14 protein-coding genes are annotated in these 14,236 nt (G+C 58.1%); 9 read left to right on the top strand and 5 right to left on the bottom strand.

What is annotated here, in order from left to right:
- Positions 1 to 34: 34 nt before the first annotated feature.
- Positions 35 to 397 carry a cupin domain-containing protein gene (locus tag CKW31_RS04285; RefSeq protein ID WP_095093173.1) on the bottom strand — a complete coding sequence of 121 codons (363 nt, stop codon included), beginning with the start codon at positions 395 to 397 and terminating at the stop codon, positions 35 to 37.
- A gap of 261 nt (positions 398 to 658) precedes the next feature.
- On the opposite strand from CKW31_RS04285, the gene CKW31_RS04280 reads away from it, so the two are divergent.
- Positions 659 to 2,152 (top strand): aldehyde dehydrogenase, encoded by a 1,494-nt coding sequence (locus CKW31_RS04280; RefSeq protein WP_095093172.1) that lies wholly within the window; start codon positions 659 to 661, stop codon positions 2,150 to 2,152.
- A gap of 360 nt (positions 2,153 to 2,512) precedes the next feature.
- Positions 2,513 to 3,661, top strand: a complete 1,149-nt coding sequence (locus CKW31_RS04275; RefSeq protein WP_095093171.1) for an MFS transporter — start codon at positions 2,513 to 2,515, stop codon at positions 3,659 to 3,661.
- Here CKW31_RS04275 and CKW31_RS04270 read toward each other — a convergent pair.
- Positions 3,658 to 5,244 carry a phospholipase D family protein gene (locus CKW31_RS04270; RefSeq protein ID WP_095093282.1) on the bottom strand — a complete coding sequence of 529 codons (1,587 nt, stop codon included), beginning with the start codon at positions 5,242 to 5,244 and terminating at the stop codon, positions 3,658 to 3,660. The two genes, CKW31_RS04275 and CKW31_RS04270, sit on opposite strands and share 4 nt — an antisense overlap.
- 272 nt (positions 5,245 to 5,516) lie before the next feature.
- Between CKW31_RS04270 and CKW31_RS04265 the strand changes: the two genes are divergently transcribed.
- Positions 5,517 to 5,750 (top strand): DUF1127 domain-containing protein, encoded by a 234-nt coding sequence (locus CKW31_RS04265; RefSeq protein ID WP_095093170.1) that lies wholly within the window; start codon positions 5,517 to 5,519, stop codon positions 5,748 to 5,750.
- 95 nt (positions 5,751 to 5,845) lie between these two features.
- Here CKW31_RS04265 and CKW31_RS04260 read toward each other — a convergent pair whose 3' ends face one another.
- The gene (locus tag CKW31_RS04260; RefSeq protein ID WP_095093169.1) at positions 5,846 to 7,264 is read right to left on the bottom strand and encodes a PLP-dependent aminotransferase family protein; all 1,419 of its coding nucleotides are present in this window, start codon (positions 7,262 to 7,264) and stop codon (positions 5,846 to 5,848) included.
- A 174-nt stretch (positions 7,265 to 7,438) separates the two neighbouring features.
- Here CKW31_RS04260 and CKW31_RS04255 point away from each other — a divergent pair, with 174 nt between their 5' ends.
- Positions 7,439 to 7,672: a DUF1127 domain-containing protein gene (locus CKW31_RS04255; RefSeq protein ID WP_095093168.1), complete on the top strand. Its 234-nt coding sequence runs from the start codon at positions 7,439 to 7,441 to the stop codon at positions 7,670 to 7,672.
- A gap of 175 nt (positions 7,673 to 7,847) precedes the next feature.
- Here the strand turns inward: CKW31_RS04255 and CKW31_RS04250 are convergent, their stop codons facing one another.
- The gene (locus tag CKW31_RS04250; protein WP_095093167.1) at positions 7,848 to 9,161 is read right to left on the bottom strand and encodes an FAD-binding oxidoreductase; all 1,314 of its coding nucleotides are present in this window, start codon (positions 9,159 to 9,161) and stop codon (positions 7,848 to 7,850) included.
- A gap of 144 nt (positions 9,162 to 9,305) precedes the next feature.
- Here CKW31_RS04250 and CKW31_RS04245 point away from each other — a divergent pair, with 144 nt between their 5' ends.
- Entirely contained in the window at positions 9,306 to 9,659 is a 354-nt protein-coding gene (locus CKW31_RS04245) for a YkgJ family cysteine cluster protein (protein WP_095093166.1), read from the top strand.
- Between the two features lie 176 nt (positions 9,660 to 9,835).
- On the opposite strand, the gene CKW31_RS04240 is transcribed toward CKW31_RS04245, so the two are convergent.
- Positions 9,836 to 10,324, bottom strand: coding sequence for an Lrp/AsnC ligand binding domain-containing protein (locus tag CKW31_RS04240; RefSeq protein WP_027901535.1), 489 nt, complete (start codon positions 10,322 to 10,324; stop codon positions 9,836 to 9,838).
- Between the two features lie 158 nt (positions 10,325 to 10,482).
- On the opposite strand from CKW31_RS04240, the gene dadA reads away from it, so the two are divergent.
- The 4 genes from dadA to CKW31_RS04220 all read left to right on the top strand — a co-directional run bounded on the left by dadA (position 10,483) and on the right by CKW31_RS04220 (position 14,124).
- On the top strand, positions 10,483 to 11,784 hold the full coding sequence (dadA, locus tag CKW31_RS04235) for a D-amino acid dehydrogenase (protein ID WP_095093165.1): 1,302 nt from the start codon (positions 10,483 to 10,485) through the stop codon (positions 11,782 to 11,784).
- On the top strand, positions 11,756 to 12,109 hold the full coding sequence (locus CKW31_RS04230) for a RidA family protein (RefSeq protein ID WP_095093164.1): 354 nt from the start codon (positions 11,756 to 11,758) through the stop codon (positions 12,107 to 12,109). The genes dadA and CKW31_RS04230 overlap by 29 nt, the downstream gene beginning before the upstream one ends.
- Before the next feature lie 124 nt (positions 12,110 to 12,233).
- The gene (gene alr, locus CKW31_RS04225) at positions 12,234 to 13,304 is read left to right on the top strand and encodes an alanine racemase (protein WP_095093163.1); all 1,071 of its coding nucleotides are present in this window, start codon (positions 12,234 to 12,236) and stop codon (positions 13,302 to 13,304) included.
- A gap of 271 nt (positions 13,305 to 13,575) precedes the next feature.
- On the top strand, positions 13,576 to 14,124 hold the full coding sequence (locus CKW31_RS04220) for a cupin domain-containing protein (protein WP_095093162.1): 549 nt from the start codon (positions 13,576 to 13,578) through the stop codon (positions 14,122 to 14,124).
- The last annotated feature ends 112 nt before the right edge of the window (positions 14,125 to 14,236 follow it).

Below are 14,236 nucleotides of genomic sequence, written 5' to 3'. Positions count from 1 at the left end.
AGCGATGCGGGCTTTTTTGTGCCTGATGGAAAAGTCAGGCTTTCGCTTCAAACACTACATAGATTTTGCGGCAGTGCTCCAGCACCTCCCATGTGCCTTTGAAGCCAGCAGGAATCACAAAGCGATCTCCCGCACGCAGGGTTTTCGACCCGCCTGCGTCGTCGCGCAACACCGAAACGCCCTGGACGATTTCGCAATACTCATGCTCGGTGTAGTTGACCGACCACTGACCCACTTCGCCCTCCCAGACACCCGCGTTCATTTGTCCGCAGGGGCTGTTGTAGTGGTTGTAGATTGTCTGCTCCGGGTTGCCCTTGAAGATTTTTTCCGGCGCCGGACGATAGCGTTCAGCTTCGGTGCCCGCTTCGCTGAAATCCACGATGCTGTCGATAGTCATTTCTTACCCTCGCGGTAGATGCGTTGCTGGTTTGACGAAGAGCTTCACCAATAGTGCCAACGGCCAGCGTCACGATGTTGCATAAATCGAACAGGACGACCCGATTCAGGCCCTTTATGTCAAAGATATTGGAAATCGCCAGGTCACTGGTTTAGGGTGGTGAGTGCCGTTGCCTGGTGGCGGTGGATTGCAGATTGTTTGTTTTTTGCACAGATCTACCCACCACGCACACCCTAATCGATACAAGCGGAGGACATACGCATGACCACCCTGACCCATGCTGACTGGGAACAACGCGCCAAGGACCTGAAAATCGAGGGCCGCGCGTTTATCAATGGCGAGTACTCCGACGCCGCTTCCGGTGAGACATTCGAATGCGTCAGCCCGGTCGATGGCCGTCTGCTGGCCAAAGTCGCCAGCTGTGACGCCGCCGACGCCCAACGCGCCGTTGAAAGCGCTCGCAAGACATTCAACTCCGGCGTCTGGTCGCGAATGGCGCCGGTCAAACGCAAGGCCGCCATGTTGCGCTTTGCCGCGCTGATCAACAAAAACGTTGAAGAGCTGGCCCTGCTGGAAACCCTGGACATGGGTAAACCGATCAGCGATTCGTACAGCATCGACATCCCTGGCGCTGCGAATGCGTTGAGCTGGAGTGGCGAGGCCATCGACAAGCTGTATGACGAAGTGGCTGCCACGCCTCATGACCAGCTCGGTCTGGTGACCCGCGAGCCTGTGGGCGTTGTCGCCGCTATCGTGCCGTGGAACTTCCCGCTGCTGATGGCGAGCTGGAAACTCGGCCCGGCGCTGTCCAGCGGTAACTCGGTCATCCTGAAGCCTTCGGAAAAATCTCCGCTGACTGCCATTCGCATTGCCCAGTTGGCGATCGAGGCGGGCATTCCGGCTGGCGTGCTCAACGTGCTGCCAGGATATGGTCACACCGTGGGCAAGGCGCTGGCCCTGCACATGGATGTCGACACGGCGGTGTTCACCGGCTCGACGAAAATCGCCAAGCAGTTGCTGGTGTACTCCGGCGAATCGAACATGAAGCGCATCTGGCTGGAAGCAGGCGGCAAAAGCCCGAACATTGTCTTTGCTGATGCGCCTGACTTACAGGCTGCCGCTGAATCCGCGGCCAGCGCTATCGCGTTCAACCAGGGCGAAGTCTGCACCGCGGGTTCGCGCCTGCTGGTGGAGCGTTCGATCAAGGACAAATTCCTGCCCATGGTTATTGAAGCGCTGAAGAGCTGGAAGCCGGGTAACCCGCTGGACCCGGCCACGACGGTCGGTGCGCTGGTGGATACTCAGCAGATGAACACTGTCCTGTCGTACATCGAAGCAGGCCACACCGATGGCGCCAAACTGGTGGTGGGCGGCAAGCGAATCCTGCAGGAGACCGGTGGCACCTACGTCGAGCCGACGATTTTCGACGGCGTGACCAATGCCATGAAGATCGCTCAGGAAGAGATTTTCGGCCCGGTTCTGTCCGTATTGACGTTCGATACCGCCGAAGACGCTATCCAGATCGCCAACGACACGCCTTACGGCCTCGCTGCTGCCGTCTGGACCGCAAACCTGTCCAAGGCCCACCTGACTGCCAAAGCGTTGCGTGCCGGTAGCGTATGGGTTAATCAGTACGATGGCGGCGACATGACTGCGCCATTCGGTGGCTTCAAGCAATCCGGCAACGGCCGCGACAAGTCGCTGCATGCGTTCGACAAATACACCGAACTGAAATCGACGTGGATTAAGTTGTAACCACCGCCCTGACAACACGCTGTCTCGCGGAAAACCTAGAACCTGTAGGAGCGCACGAGCACCGCGAGGCCGCGATGGCGGTGTCTCAGGCAGGACGCCATCGATGCCTCGCGCTGCTCGTGAGCTCCTACGGAAAAGTATTACAAATCAGACAGTTGTGGTTTTTTTGATGAGAGCGAGGCTTGCCCGCGAAGAACGATGACTCGATCTGTCTGGCATACCGAGTCAGCAGATTCGCGGGCAAGTCGGATTGCCGCCCACTCGTTCCAACGGATAATCGTTTAGCGTAAAGACAGCCGGGCCTCCCTTGGGATAGCCCGGCTGTTTCGTCTTGGCCTTTTGATCCACAGGAGCGTGGGAATGCGTTGGGGTACTTATTTCGCGGTGCTGGCGTCGGTGCTGTCTGTCGGGCTGGCGTTGGGCGTCAGCATGCCGCTGGTGTCATTGCGACTGGAAAGCTGGGGCTACGGCTCGTTCGCCATTGGCGTAATGGCTGCGATGCCCGCTATCGGCGTTCTGCTCGGTGCGAGCCTGGCCAGCGGCCTCGCTGCACGCTTCGGCACTGCCGCGTTGATGCGGCGCTGCCTGTGGGCTGGCGCGGTTTCAGTAGGCCTGTTGGCACTGCTGCCGTATTACTCAGTGTGGCTGCTACTGCGCCTGATGCTGGGCGTAATCCTGACCATCGTCTTCATCCTCGGTGAAAGCTGGATCAACCAACTCGTCATTGAAAAATGGCGCGGCCGCCTGGTGGCGCTATACGGCAGCACTTACGCCTTGTGCCAACTGGCCGGGCCGCTGCTGCTTGGCGCACTGGGCACCGAGCACGACACAGGCTTCTGGGTCGGCGTGGCGCTGCTGATCATTTCGCCGTTTTTGCTGCTGGGCAGAAGCGGGGCGCCAAGCGCCGATGCATGCCGCGTGACCTTCATCGACCTGTTCGCCTTTTGTCGTTCCATGCCCGCGATCGCCTGGGCGGTGGCGCTGTTCGCAGCATTTGAGGCGTTGATCCTGACGCTGCTGCCGATCTATTGCCTGCGTCAGGGCTTCACGCCGGAAATCGCCCTGGCGATGATCAGCACCGTCGTCGTGGGCGACGCGCTTCTGCAATTGCCGATTGGCGCACTGGCAGACAAGGTTTCGCGGCGCACGCTGTTTTCAAGCTGTGCCGTGGCCTTGATGATTTCAAGTCTGCTGGTGCCGCTGCTGGTAGATACCGTGCTTATCTGGCCGCTGTGGGTGCTGTTCGGGGCTAGCGCCGGCGGCTTGTTCACCCTGTCGCTGATTCTCATTGGGGAACGCTTTCGCGATGACGCACTGGTTCGCGCCAATGCGCAAGTCGCCCAGCTATGGGGAATCGGTTGTCTATTGGGACCACTGGCGGCCGGAGCGGGCAGCCAGTGGGTCAGCGGTCAGGCGCTGCCGTTGTTGATGGCGGCAGGTGCGTTTGGCCTGGTGATCCTGTCATCCCGGCGCGGGGCATTCGGGGTTCAACCGGCGGCAACGGCCTAGAGCATTTTCTCCAGGCCCACGACCCGGCTGAACCACGCATTCAAACGTCGCCAGGTGTCGCCGGGCTCTTTGTACAAGGTGTGGATTTTGCCGTTGTCTTCGGTGACCCACACCACCTTGCCGTCTTCCAGCTTCGCCTCATAACTCAGCGTCGGCTGCATGCCTTGCAACGCCAGTTCACGCAGCGCTTCGGTCAGTTCCGGGCTGTCCACCAATACGCCGACTTCGGTGTTCCACAGCACCGAGCGCGGGTCGAAGTTGAAGGAGCCCACGAACACTTTACGGCGATCAAATGTCATCGCCTTGCTGTGCAGACTGGAATCCGAACCACCGCCAAACGTACCGCCTTTGCTGAACAGATGAGGCCCGCTGCCGCCGCTGTCACTGCCGGGATCACCCGGCTGGCGGCGCATTTCGAACAGTTTCACACCATGCTCCAGCAGCGCCTTGCGATACGGCGCATAACCGCCGTGCACCGCAGGCACGTCAGTCGCCTCTAGCGAGTTGGTCAGCAAACTGACCGAAACCCCGGCATCAGCACGCCCGGTCAGGTAGAGCAAACCTTCTTCACCCGGTACGAAGTAGGCGGAAACCAGTATCAGTTCCTTGTTCGCATTGAGCAGCTCAGGCGCCAGTTGCGTGGTTAGCAGCAGATGCGGGTCAGGTTCGCCACGGGCCAGCACTTTGGTGGGCGCATCCCACAGAGCCTGGTTGTGCGCCCAGATCAGCTCGTTGAACCAGATTTTGAGACGTGGGTTTTTCTGATACGCCATCAGGCGGTCGTACAGCGCCTTGTGTTTATGCTGAGACTCGACAAGCGATGCCTCCAGACGTTTGCGCGCCTTGGCCAGATCGCGAGTCGTCGGCAGGAAATACATGAACTCGGCGATGGGCTTGCTCAGGGTGCTGTTCCAGTACTGATCAAAACTGTGCCCGAGTTGCTCGGCTACCGGACCGACACTGAGCATGTCGATGTCGGTGAAATTCAGGTTTTCTTCGGCATCGAAGTATTCATCACCCAGATTGCGCCCACCCACGATGGCCACGCTGCTATCGGCCAGCCACAGTTTGTTGTGCATGCGCCGGTGCTGCCGCGACAGATTTAAAAGCCGCCCCACACTGCGGGTTACGCCGGTCTCACGCCCGAGGCTCTGGGGGTTGAACAATCGAATCTGAATGTTGGGATGCGCCGCCAGGGTAGCGATGGAATGATCCAGTCCGTCGCTAGTGGTATCGTCCAGCAGGATGCGCACGCGAACGCCGCGATCAGCAGCCTTGAGCAGCTCATCAATCAAGGCGCGGGTGCTTAGCCCGTCATGGACGATGTAGTACTGCAAGTCCAGGCTGGTGCGGGCATTGCGGATCAGTTCAGCACGCGCCATGAAGGCTTCGGTGCTGTTGGACAGCAGGCGAAACCCCGAACGACCCTCATGAGGCTGAGCCATCGCCTGCACAGAACGGCCAAACGCCGAATCCGTCGGCGGCAACGCCTGACTCGGTTCGTTAGGGACATTGATATGAGCACAACCACTGAAGCACAGCGCCGCCAACAGGCAAAAGGGCATCGCCCATGTGTTCTTCAAATTCACTACCCCAACCGCGTTACGACATGGCGTGTATGACCGCAGCTTTTAGATAAAGTCGCACAGAATGTAAGCACCGACTCTCTTGTATTGGCCTACAAAGAGCCGTCCATAGGCATGGAACCGCTCAAATAGGGGCTTGAGCCATCATTGGACTGTAAGCTTTGTTGAACGGCATAACATCTTGAAAAAACCCAACACCCTCTGAGTGTTTAAAATCGAATAAAAAACCAACATTATCGCGGCCCAATTAATTCGACAGGAAGTCGGGAATGAGCGGTATTAGCGATGTGCGTTTAACACTGAAAAGCCAAGAGTTGAACGCAGAATACAAGCACGCGGTAACGATGCCACAAAAAACCGGTGAGGGCCTGCTGGCCTTGTACCTACGGCGCTGGACCAATAGTGAACAACTTCTGAAATTAACGATGGCACAACTAAGAGATGCAGGGATCGATCCACAATATGCTCGCGAGGAAGGACTCAAGCCGTTCTGGAGAGAGTAAACACTGGCCGTCATAAATCGGACCCGAGCCTTCCTTTTGAGCAACTTTAAAGTGGAAGGCTTGCCCACCCTGAATACAGCCGTACATAAACCCATTTAAATTGTTTCAATTAACTCTTTAATCGTACTCCCGACCGTGCGCACCGCGTTCTCGACCTCTGGAGACGGCTTGGCAGCGAAATTCATTCGCAGGCAATTACGGTATTTGCCAGAGGCAGAAAAAATACTGCCCACGGCAATCTGTACGCCCTTGGTCAACAGCGCACGATTCAGACGCAGAGTATCGAAATCCTCGGCAAGCTCGACCCACAACATGAAACCACCTTGTGGGCGACTGACCCGCGTACCCGCCGGAAAGTAACGCATCACCCAGTCGATCATCTGTTCGCGACCACGCTGATACTGACTGCGCATGCGCCGCAGGTGCGGCTCGTAATGTCCGCCCTCGAGAAACTCGGCAATCGCCAGTTGCGGCTGAGGCGCTGTGGAACCGGTGCCGATGTACTTCATGTGCAGCACGCGTTCCAGATAGCGGCCCGGCGCAACCCAACCAATGCGCAACCCTGGCGCAAGCGTCTTGGAGAAAGAGCTGCACAGCAGAACCCGACCGTCTTCGTCGAAGGATTTGATCGTGCGCGGCCGCGGATAACTGAAGGCAAGATCGCCATACACATCGTCTTCGATGATCGCCACATCAAACCGTTGAGCCAGCGTCAGCAAGGCGCGCTTGCGGTTTTCCGGCATGACGTAACCCAGCGGGTTGTTGCAGTTGGGCGTCAGCTGTATGACCTTGATCGGCCATTGCTCTAGCGCCAGCTCCAGTGCTTCAAGGCTGATACCGGTCACGGGGTCAGTAGGAATTTCCAGCGCTTTCATGCCTAGACCTTTCAGCGTCTGCATCGCGCCGAAAAAGCTTGGCGAGTCGACGGCGACGATATCTCCCGGATCGCAAATAGCACGGACGCTGGCCGAAAGCGCCTCGTGGCAGCCAGTGGTGATCAGCAAATCGTTGGCGGTCAGGTTGCAGCCCGAATCCAGTAACAGTCGGGCAACTTGCTCGCGAAGTGTCTGGTTGCCCTGGATGCTGTCGTAATACAGACCAGGCATCTGCTCATCACGGCTGATCCGCCCAAGGGCGCGCATCAACGGCCGCAGTGTCGGGCTGCTGACATCGGGCATACCGCGCCCCAATTGCACGAGATTAGGCAACGCCTTGACCCGCATCAGGTCGAGCACCTGATCCCACTGGGAGATATCCACCGGACGCTGCGCAGGACGGCCAATGACCGGCAGCGCCGGAACAGCGCGGCTGACCGGCACAAAATACCCGGACTTGGGTTTGGGCAGGGCAAGGCCGCTGTCTTCCAGCACACGATACGCCTGCTGCACCGTACTCAGGCTGACGCCGTGTTCAACACTCAAAGCGCGCACCGAAGGCAGCCTGTCGCCAGGCCGATAAAACCCGTTTTCGATACGCGTACCGAGCAATTCGGCGAGGTTGACGTAGAGCGTCATGAGCATACTCTCGATTTTTTCAATGGGCTAACCATACAGATGGGAGAAAAATACAGCATTCAGCGCCCATATGAAAACGCCTGTATGCATATAAATAGATTTATTTGAATCTGTAATGGTTTGTCACGCCGATTCATCATGTACCTACACCACAACGTAACGAGGGTTGGGAACATGAACGGGTTAAGTGATGTGCGGTTGGCGCTTTACAGCCAGGAACTGAGCAGCGGGCGAGCAGTTGTCACCAAGACAGCCAACGCACCAAAGCTAGGCCGCTGGGCGCTGTATCGCCATCGCTGGATGTCACGCCGGGCGCTGTTGAGTCTGACAGAAGAACAACTGCGCGATATTGGCCTTAGCTCCGGTCAGGCGATGCGCGAAGGATTGAAGCCGTTCTGGCGGGAGTGATGCTCGCCGCGAGCACAACGATCGATCGCGGTCCTGTGGGAGCGGTGCTTGCCCGCGATAAGGCTGGACGCGGTTCACTTTAGATCGCGTCCAGCCTTATCGCGGGCAAGCCTAGCTCCCACAGGAAACCGCATTCCCTTGTTGGACCGAAGTCGTCCATCAATCAACGTCAGGCTTAACGCAATTCCTTCAACCGATGCCAAAGCATCCCCAGCGCCAGCAGCGGCGAACGCAAATGCTTGCCGCCCGGGAAGGTAATGTGCGGGACTTTGGCGAACAGCTCGAAGCCATTGCTGTGTTGCCCGGCAATGGCTTCACCAAGCAGTTTGCCAGCCAGATGAGTCGCGTTAAGGCCGTGTCCGGAATAGGCCTGGGCGTAGAACACATTGGGCTGGTCCTTCAATCGGCCGATCTGCGGCAAGCGGTTGGCACCGATGCCGATCATGCCGCCCCACTGATAATCGATCTTTACGCCAGCCAACTGTGGGAACACCTTGAGCATCTTGGGCTGCATATAGGCCGCGATGTCCTGAGGGTCACGACCCGAGTAGTGACAGGCCCCACCAAACAATAAGCGTCGATCCGCCGAGAGCCGGAAGTAGTCCACCGTCACGCGCTGATCACACACGGCCATGTTTTGTGGCAGCAACTGCGTGGCCAACTCTTCACTCAACGGCTCGGTCGCGATGATGTAGCTGCCTGCGGGTAGAACCTTGCCGCTGAGCTGCGGGTTGAGATCATTCAGGTAAGCGTTGCAGCCCAGCACCAGCGTATTGGCCAAAACAGTGCCTTGAGGGGTATGCACTTTGACCTGCGGACCATATTCGATGCGGCTCACCGCCGAGTGCTCGAACACTTGCACGCCCAACGACTGCGCCACAGCGGCTTCGCCCAAGGCAAGGTTCAGCGGGTGCAAATGCCCAGACCCCATATCGATAAGACCACCCACATAGCGGTCAGAACCGACTACGCTGCGCATCTCGCTGGCCTGCAGCAGTTTTAACGAATGGCGATAACCCAAATCGCGCAACTCATCAGCATCTTCGGCCAGCCCGACTAGATCCCGAGGCTTGTTGGCCAGGTCGCAATAACCCCAGGTCAGATCGCAATTGATGCCATAGCGCTCAACACGCTGGCGCACGATTTCGACCGCCTCAATGCCCATAAGCCTCAACTGCCGAACGCCCTCAGCACCGACCAGGCCCGTGAACTGCTCCAGACCGTGGCCAACGCCGCGAATCAACTGCCCGCCATTACGCCCGCTGGCGCCCCAGCCAATTTTTCGCGCTTCCAGCAGCACCACGCTCAAGCCACGCTCGGCCAGCTCAATAGCGGTATTCAGGCCGGAAAAGCCGCCGCCTACCACACAGACGTCCGCCTGAACCTGACCTTGCAGCGACGGATAATCCGGGCGTGGATGGCTGCTGGCGGCGTAATAAGAGGCGGTGTGCTGGTCGTTGGCGGTCGATGGTTGAACGCGGGCGTTCATGGCGGGATCCCGTTGCTGGCGTCTGAAAAACATTCCCGAGGATAAGCCGCAGGTTCGGCGACGGGCAAGGCGCGATCCAGACGGTGCTGTCTTGAACAGCCGGACTGAGGCAAAATCACGCCCATTCACAGCGGGTAAGTTTCAATGAGCTGCAACAGTCAGAAAATTCGTGCGTTACGTCAGCAGATTCCTTCTTTCGAATGCGTCCCAGGCTGTCACGACTGCTGTGGTCCGGTGACGACCTCGCCAGAAGAAATGTCCCGTCTGCCGCGCAAGACGACAGCCGAGCAGGATGCGGCCATGGACGAACTCAATTGTGTGCACCTTGGCCCCAATGGCTGCACGGTGTATGACGAACGCCCACTGATCTGCCGCCTGTTCGGCACCACGCCCACCTTACCTTGCCCCAATGGTCGCAGACCGGTGGAGATGATTCATCCGCGGGTCGAAAAGCAGATTCATGAGTACATGGCGTCGACGCGGCAGGTGTTGGTCTAGACGCTGGACGAGACTCAAACTGTACTGATGACGTGGGACCGGCTTTAGCCGGGAAAGCAGTATTACAGACTCCCTATATTTGTTGAATGTACTGGCCTCCTCCCGGCTAAAGCCGGTCCCACGTCAGATTGCGGGCAAACATAGAATCACCGACAAGAAATCCACAGATACCCGACTCAATCCGCAATCGGCAGATTCAGGCTCTCTTTCACCTCTTCCATCACGATATAGCTCTTGGACTCCCGCACGTGGGGCAGTTTGAGCAGGATATCGCCCAGCAATTTGCGGTACGAGGCCATTTCCGAAATGCGCGCTTTGACCAGGTAATCGAAGTCGCCCGAGACCAGGTGGCACTCCAGCACATGGGGCAGTTTCAGCACGGCGCGGCGGAATTCTTCGAAGGTGTCGCCAGACTTGTAGTCCAGGCTGATCTCGACGAACACCAATAGGCTAGCCTTGAGACTTTGCGGATTGAGGCGGGCGTTGTAACCCATGATGATGCCTTCGCGCTCCAGCCGACGGACCCGCTCTGTGCAGGGCGTAGTCGACAAACCGACACGCTCGCCCAGCTCGGTGAAGGAGATTCGGCCGTCGGCCTGAAGGATGCGCAGGATGTTGCGGTCGATCTTGTCCAGTTCACGTTTTGACTGGGTTTGGGTACGCATGGGTAAAACCCCCTCTACCAAAGGCTTCTTTGCCGGGAAATCCCGCCAAATATAGGCACTTATACAGTGAAAAGCACTGCCCTTGGCTGCATATACTGCTCACATCCTTGCTTAAAACTTCAAAACGTCAGCGGATATCCGCGATGAGGTAAATCAACATGCGCGTTCTGGTCCTTGGTAGTGGTGTGATCGGCACGACGAGTGCTTATTATCTGGCACGGGCAGGCATGCAGGTTACGGTCGTGGATCGCCAGCCAGCAGTAGCCATGGAAACCAGCTTTGCCAATGCGGGGCAGGTTTCGCCGGGTTATGCATCGCCTTGGGCAGCGCCCGGCGTGCCCCTCAAAGCGATCAAATGGCTGCTTCAGCGCCATGCACCGCTGGCGATCAAAGCCACTGCCGATATCGACCAATACCTGTGGATGGCGCAAATGTTGCGCAACTGCACGGCCAACCGCTATGCCGTAAACAAAGAACGCATGGTTCGCCTGTCCGAATACAGCCGCGATTGTCTGGACGAATTGCGTGCTGAAACCGGCATCGCTTACGAAGGCCGCACACTGGGTACAACTCAGCTGTTCCGCACTCAGGAGCAACTGGATAACGCCGCCAAAGACATCTCTGTTCTTGAACAGTCCGGCGTGCCATTCGAGCTTTTGAACCGCGACGATATTGCCCGGGTTGAACCGGCTTTGGCGGGTGTGACCAATATTCTCGCGGGTGCTCTGCGTCTGCCCAACGACCAGACCGGCGATTGCCAGATGTTTACCACTCGCCTGGCCGAGATGGCTGTGCAGTTGGGCGTTGAGTTCCGCTACAACCAGTCCATCGAGCGCATTGATTTCGCTGGCGACCGCATCAATGGCGTGTGGATCGACGGCAAGCTGGAGACAGCCGACCGTTACGTCCTGGCACTCGGCAGCTACTCGCCGCAGTTACTCAAGCCACTGGGAATCAAGGCTCCGGTGTATCCGCTCAAGGGGTATTCGCTGACGGTGCCGATCACCGATCCGGCGATGGCCCCGACATCGACCATTCTCGATGAGACTTTCAAGGTGGCGATTACCCGCTTTGATAACCGTATCCGGGTCGGCGGGATGGCAGAGATTGCCGGTTTTGACCTGTCGCTGAACCCGCGTCGACGTGAAACACTGGAGATGATCGTCAACGATCTTTATCCTCGCGGCGGTGACTTGAGCCAGGCCAGTTTCTGGACCGGTCTGCGCCCCACGACGCCGGACGGCACACCGATTGTCGGTGCTACGCCGTACCGTAACCTGTTCCTCAATACCGGCCACGGTACATTGGGCTGGACCATGGCCTGCGGTTCGGGTCGTTTGCTGGCGGACCTGATTGCTCGCCAGAAACCTCAGATCAGCGCCGAAGGCCTTGATATTTCTCGTTACGGCAGCACCAGGGAGATCGCAAAAAATGTCCATCCAGCGCCAGCTCACCAATGAGCGCATGAGCCAGGTCGTCGTCCATAACGGCACCGTGTACCTTGCAGGCCAGGTCGGTGACGACATGGCCGCCGGGATCGAACAACAAACCCGCGAGACCCTCAACAGCATCGAGCGCTTGCTGGATCTGGCCGGTACTGACAAAAGTCGCATCCTGTCAGTGACGATTTACCTGAAAGACATCGACGCCCACTTTGCCGGAATGAACAGCGTCTGGGATAAATGGCTGCCAAAAGGCGTCGCGCCCGCACGTGCAACTGTCGAAGCAAAGCTGTGCGAACCGGAAATACTGGTTGAGCTGTCGGTTGTGGCAGCACTTCCTTAACAACGTATCCCCTGTAGGAGCTGCCGAAGGCTGCGAACATTCTTGAAGTCACCTCAGCGACCAAGACCCTTCGCAGCCTTCGGCAGCTCCTACAGTTCTATTCCTTTGCCATCAGAATCCCACCATGCGTCCAGCTCGCGCGATTATCGATCTTCAAGCCCTGCGTCATAACTACCGCCTCGCTCGGGAAACCTCCGGCGCGAAAGCACTGGCGGTGATCAAGGCCGACGCCTATGGCCATGGCGCTGTGCAAGTCGCTCAGGCGCTTGAAGCCGATGCCAATGGTTTCGCGGTGGCCTGCATTGAAGAGGCGCTGGAATTACGCGCTGCCGGTATTCGTGCACCGGTTCTGCTGCTGGAAGGCTTCTTCGAAGCTGATGAGCTGGACCTGATCGTCGAGCACGATTTCTGGTGCGTGGTGCATTCGCTGTGGCAACTGGAAGCCATTGAACAGGCCCGCCTGCACAAACCGCTGACTGTCTGGCTCAAGCTCGACTCAGGCATGCATCGCGTTGGTTTGCATCCCCAGGATTTTCAAGCGGCTTACCAACGCCTTCAGTCCAGCGGCAAAGTGGCGAAAATCGTCCTCATGAGCCACTTCGCCCGCGCCGACGAACTGGACTGCCCGTCCAGCGCCGAGCAAGTCGCGGTATTCGAAGGCGCCCGCCAGGGCATGAACGCCGAAATCAGTCTGCGCAATTCCCCCGCAGTGATGGGCTGGCCGGATGTTCCCAGTGATTGGGTACGACCGGGCATCATGCTCTACGGCGCCACGCCATTCGATCGGCCGCAAACCGTGGCTGATCAGCTGCAACCGGTCATGACCCTGGAATCGAAAATCATCTGCGTCCGCGATTTGCCTGCGGGCGAAGCGGTCGGCTACGGCGCAACGTTCATCACCGAGCGTGCCAGCCGCGTTGGCGTAGTCGCCATGGGTTATGCCGACGGTTATCCTCGAGAAGCGCCCACCGGTACCCCGGTGTTGATCGACGGCCAGCCGAGCCAGCTTCTGGGCCGTGTGTCGATGGACATGCTGTGTGTCGACCTCAGCCACTTGCCGAATGCGGGCCTGGGCAGCCGGGTCGAGCTGTGGGGCAAACATGTCCTCGCCAGCGACCTGGCAACTCGCGCAGGCACCATTCCGTATCGAATCTTTTGCAATCTGCGCCGGGTGCCAAGGGTTTATCAAACGTAAGATAACTCTCTGAATCGAGCTGCTTTTTTCTGTAGGAGCTCACGAGCACCGCGAGGCAGCGATAGCGGGCTGCCTGATACTCCGCCATCGCGGCCTCGCGGTGCTCGTGCGCTCCTACAGGGGTAATGGTTAGCCGCTCGACAGCGCGGCGCTTGCCAGCCAGTTCCCTGGATATTCCATTGCCGGTCCAAGTGTTGTAAATACTGAACGCTATTGCCATGATGGCGCTCAACTCGACCTTGCCTGACCTATCTCTAGGAGGACTGCCGCATTGGACGTCGGTGAACGACTGCAATCCATTCGTAAACTCAAGGGTCTGTCCCAACGCGAACTTGCCAAACGAGCAGGCGTGACCAACAGCACCATTTCCATGATCGAGAAAAACAGCGTCAGCCCATCGATCAGTTCACTCCGGAAAGTGCTCGGCGGGATTCCCATGTCCATGGTGGAGTTCTTCTCTGAAGAACTTGAGCAGCAGAACCCGACCCAAGTGGTTTACAAGGCCAGCGAGCTGATTGATATCTCCGATGGCGCGGTGACCATGAAGCTGGTGGGCAAGGCGCATCCGAGCCGCGCAATCGCATTCCTCAACGAGGTCTATCCGCCCGGTGCCGATACCGGTATCGAGATGCTGGTTCACGAGGGAGAGGAGACAGGCATCCTGGTTGAAGGTCGTCTGGAGCTGGTCGTGGGGCTCGACACCTACATTCTCGAAGAGGGCGACAGCTATTACTTCGAGAGCACCAAGCCGCACCGCTTTCGTAACCCGTTTGACGTGCCGGCGCGACTAATCAGCGCAGCCACTCCGGCCAACTTCTAAGCCAAAGGCCCGATAATCAAGGGCTGCAGCGCAACCCTCTCAGCGTAGAACTACAGCGCAATAACCTTTCTGATTGCAGGGTTGTTTCGGACGGTCAGGGCAGGAGATATAC

Origin of the sequence: Pseudomonas sp. Irchel 3A5, assembly GCF_900187575.1 — a bacterium.
Classification (GTDB): domain Bacteria; phylum Pseudomonadota; class Gammaproteobacteria; order Pseudomonadales; family Pseudomonadaceae; genus Aquipseudomonas; species Aquipseudomonas folii.
This window is presented reverse-complemented; position numbering and strand designations above follow the sequence as displayed.

Excerpts from the sequence above, each read along its gene's own strand:
- CKW31_RS04240 (WP_027901535.1), bottom strand. The coding sequence starts at position 10,324 with ATGCGTACCCAAACCCAGTCAAAACGTGAACTGGACAAGATCGACCGC.
- CKW31_RS04230 (WP_095093164.1), top strand. The coding sequence starts at position 11,756 with ATGTCCATCCAGCGCCAGCTCACCAATGAGCGCATGAGCCAGGTCGTC.
- CKW31_RS04250 (WP_095093167.1), bottom strand. The coding sequence starts at position 9,161 with ATGAACGCCCGCGTTCAACCATCGACCGCCAACGACCAGCACACCGCC.
- CKW31_RS04260 (WP_095093169.1), bottom strand. The coding sequence starts at position 7,264 with ATGACGCTCTACGTCAACCTCGCCGAATTGCTCGGTACGCGTATCGAA.
- dadA (WP_095093165.1), top strand. The coding sequence starts at position 10,483 with ATGCGCGTTCTGGTCCTTGGTAGTGGTGTGATCGGCACGACGAGTGCT.
- CKW31_RS04275 (WP_095093171.1), top strand. The coding sequence starts at position 2,513 with ATGCGTTGGGGTACTTATTTCGCGGTGCTGGCGTCGGTGCTGTCTGTC.
- CKW31_RS04285 (WP_095093173.1), bottom strand. The coding sequence starts at position 397 with ATGACTATCGACAGCATCGTGGATTTCAGCGAAGCGGGCACCGAAGCT.
- CKW31_RS04245 (WP_095093166.1), top strand. The coding sequence starts at position 9,306 with ATGAGCTGCAACAGTCAGAAAATTCGTGCGTTACGTCAGCAGATTCCT.
- CKW31_RS04280 (WP_095093172.1), top strand. The coding sequence starts at position 659 with ATGACCACCCTGACCCATGCTGACTGGGAACAACGCGCCAAGGACCTG.
- CKW31_RS04265 (WP_095093170.1), top strand. The coding sequence starts at position 5,517 with ATGAGCGGTATTAGCGATGTGCGTTTAACACTGAAAAGCCAAGAGTTG.
- CKW31_RS04255 (WP_095093168.1), top strand. The coding sequence starts at position 7,439 with ATGAACGGGTTAAGTGATGTGCGGTTGGCGCTTTACAGCCAGGAACTG.
- alr (WP_095093163.1), top strand. The coding sequence starts at position 12,234 with ATGCGTCCAGCTCGCGCGATTATCGATCTTCAAGCCCTGCGTCATAAC.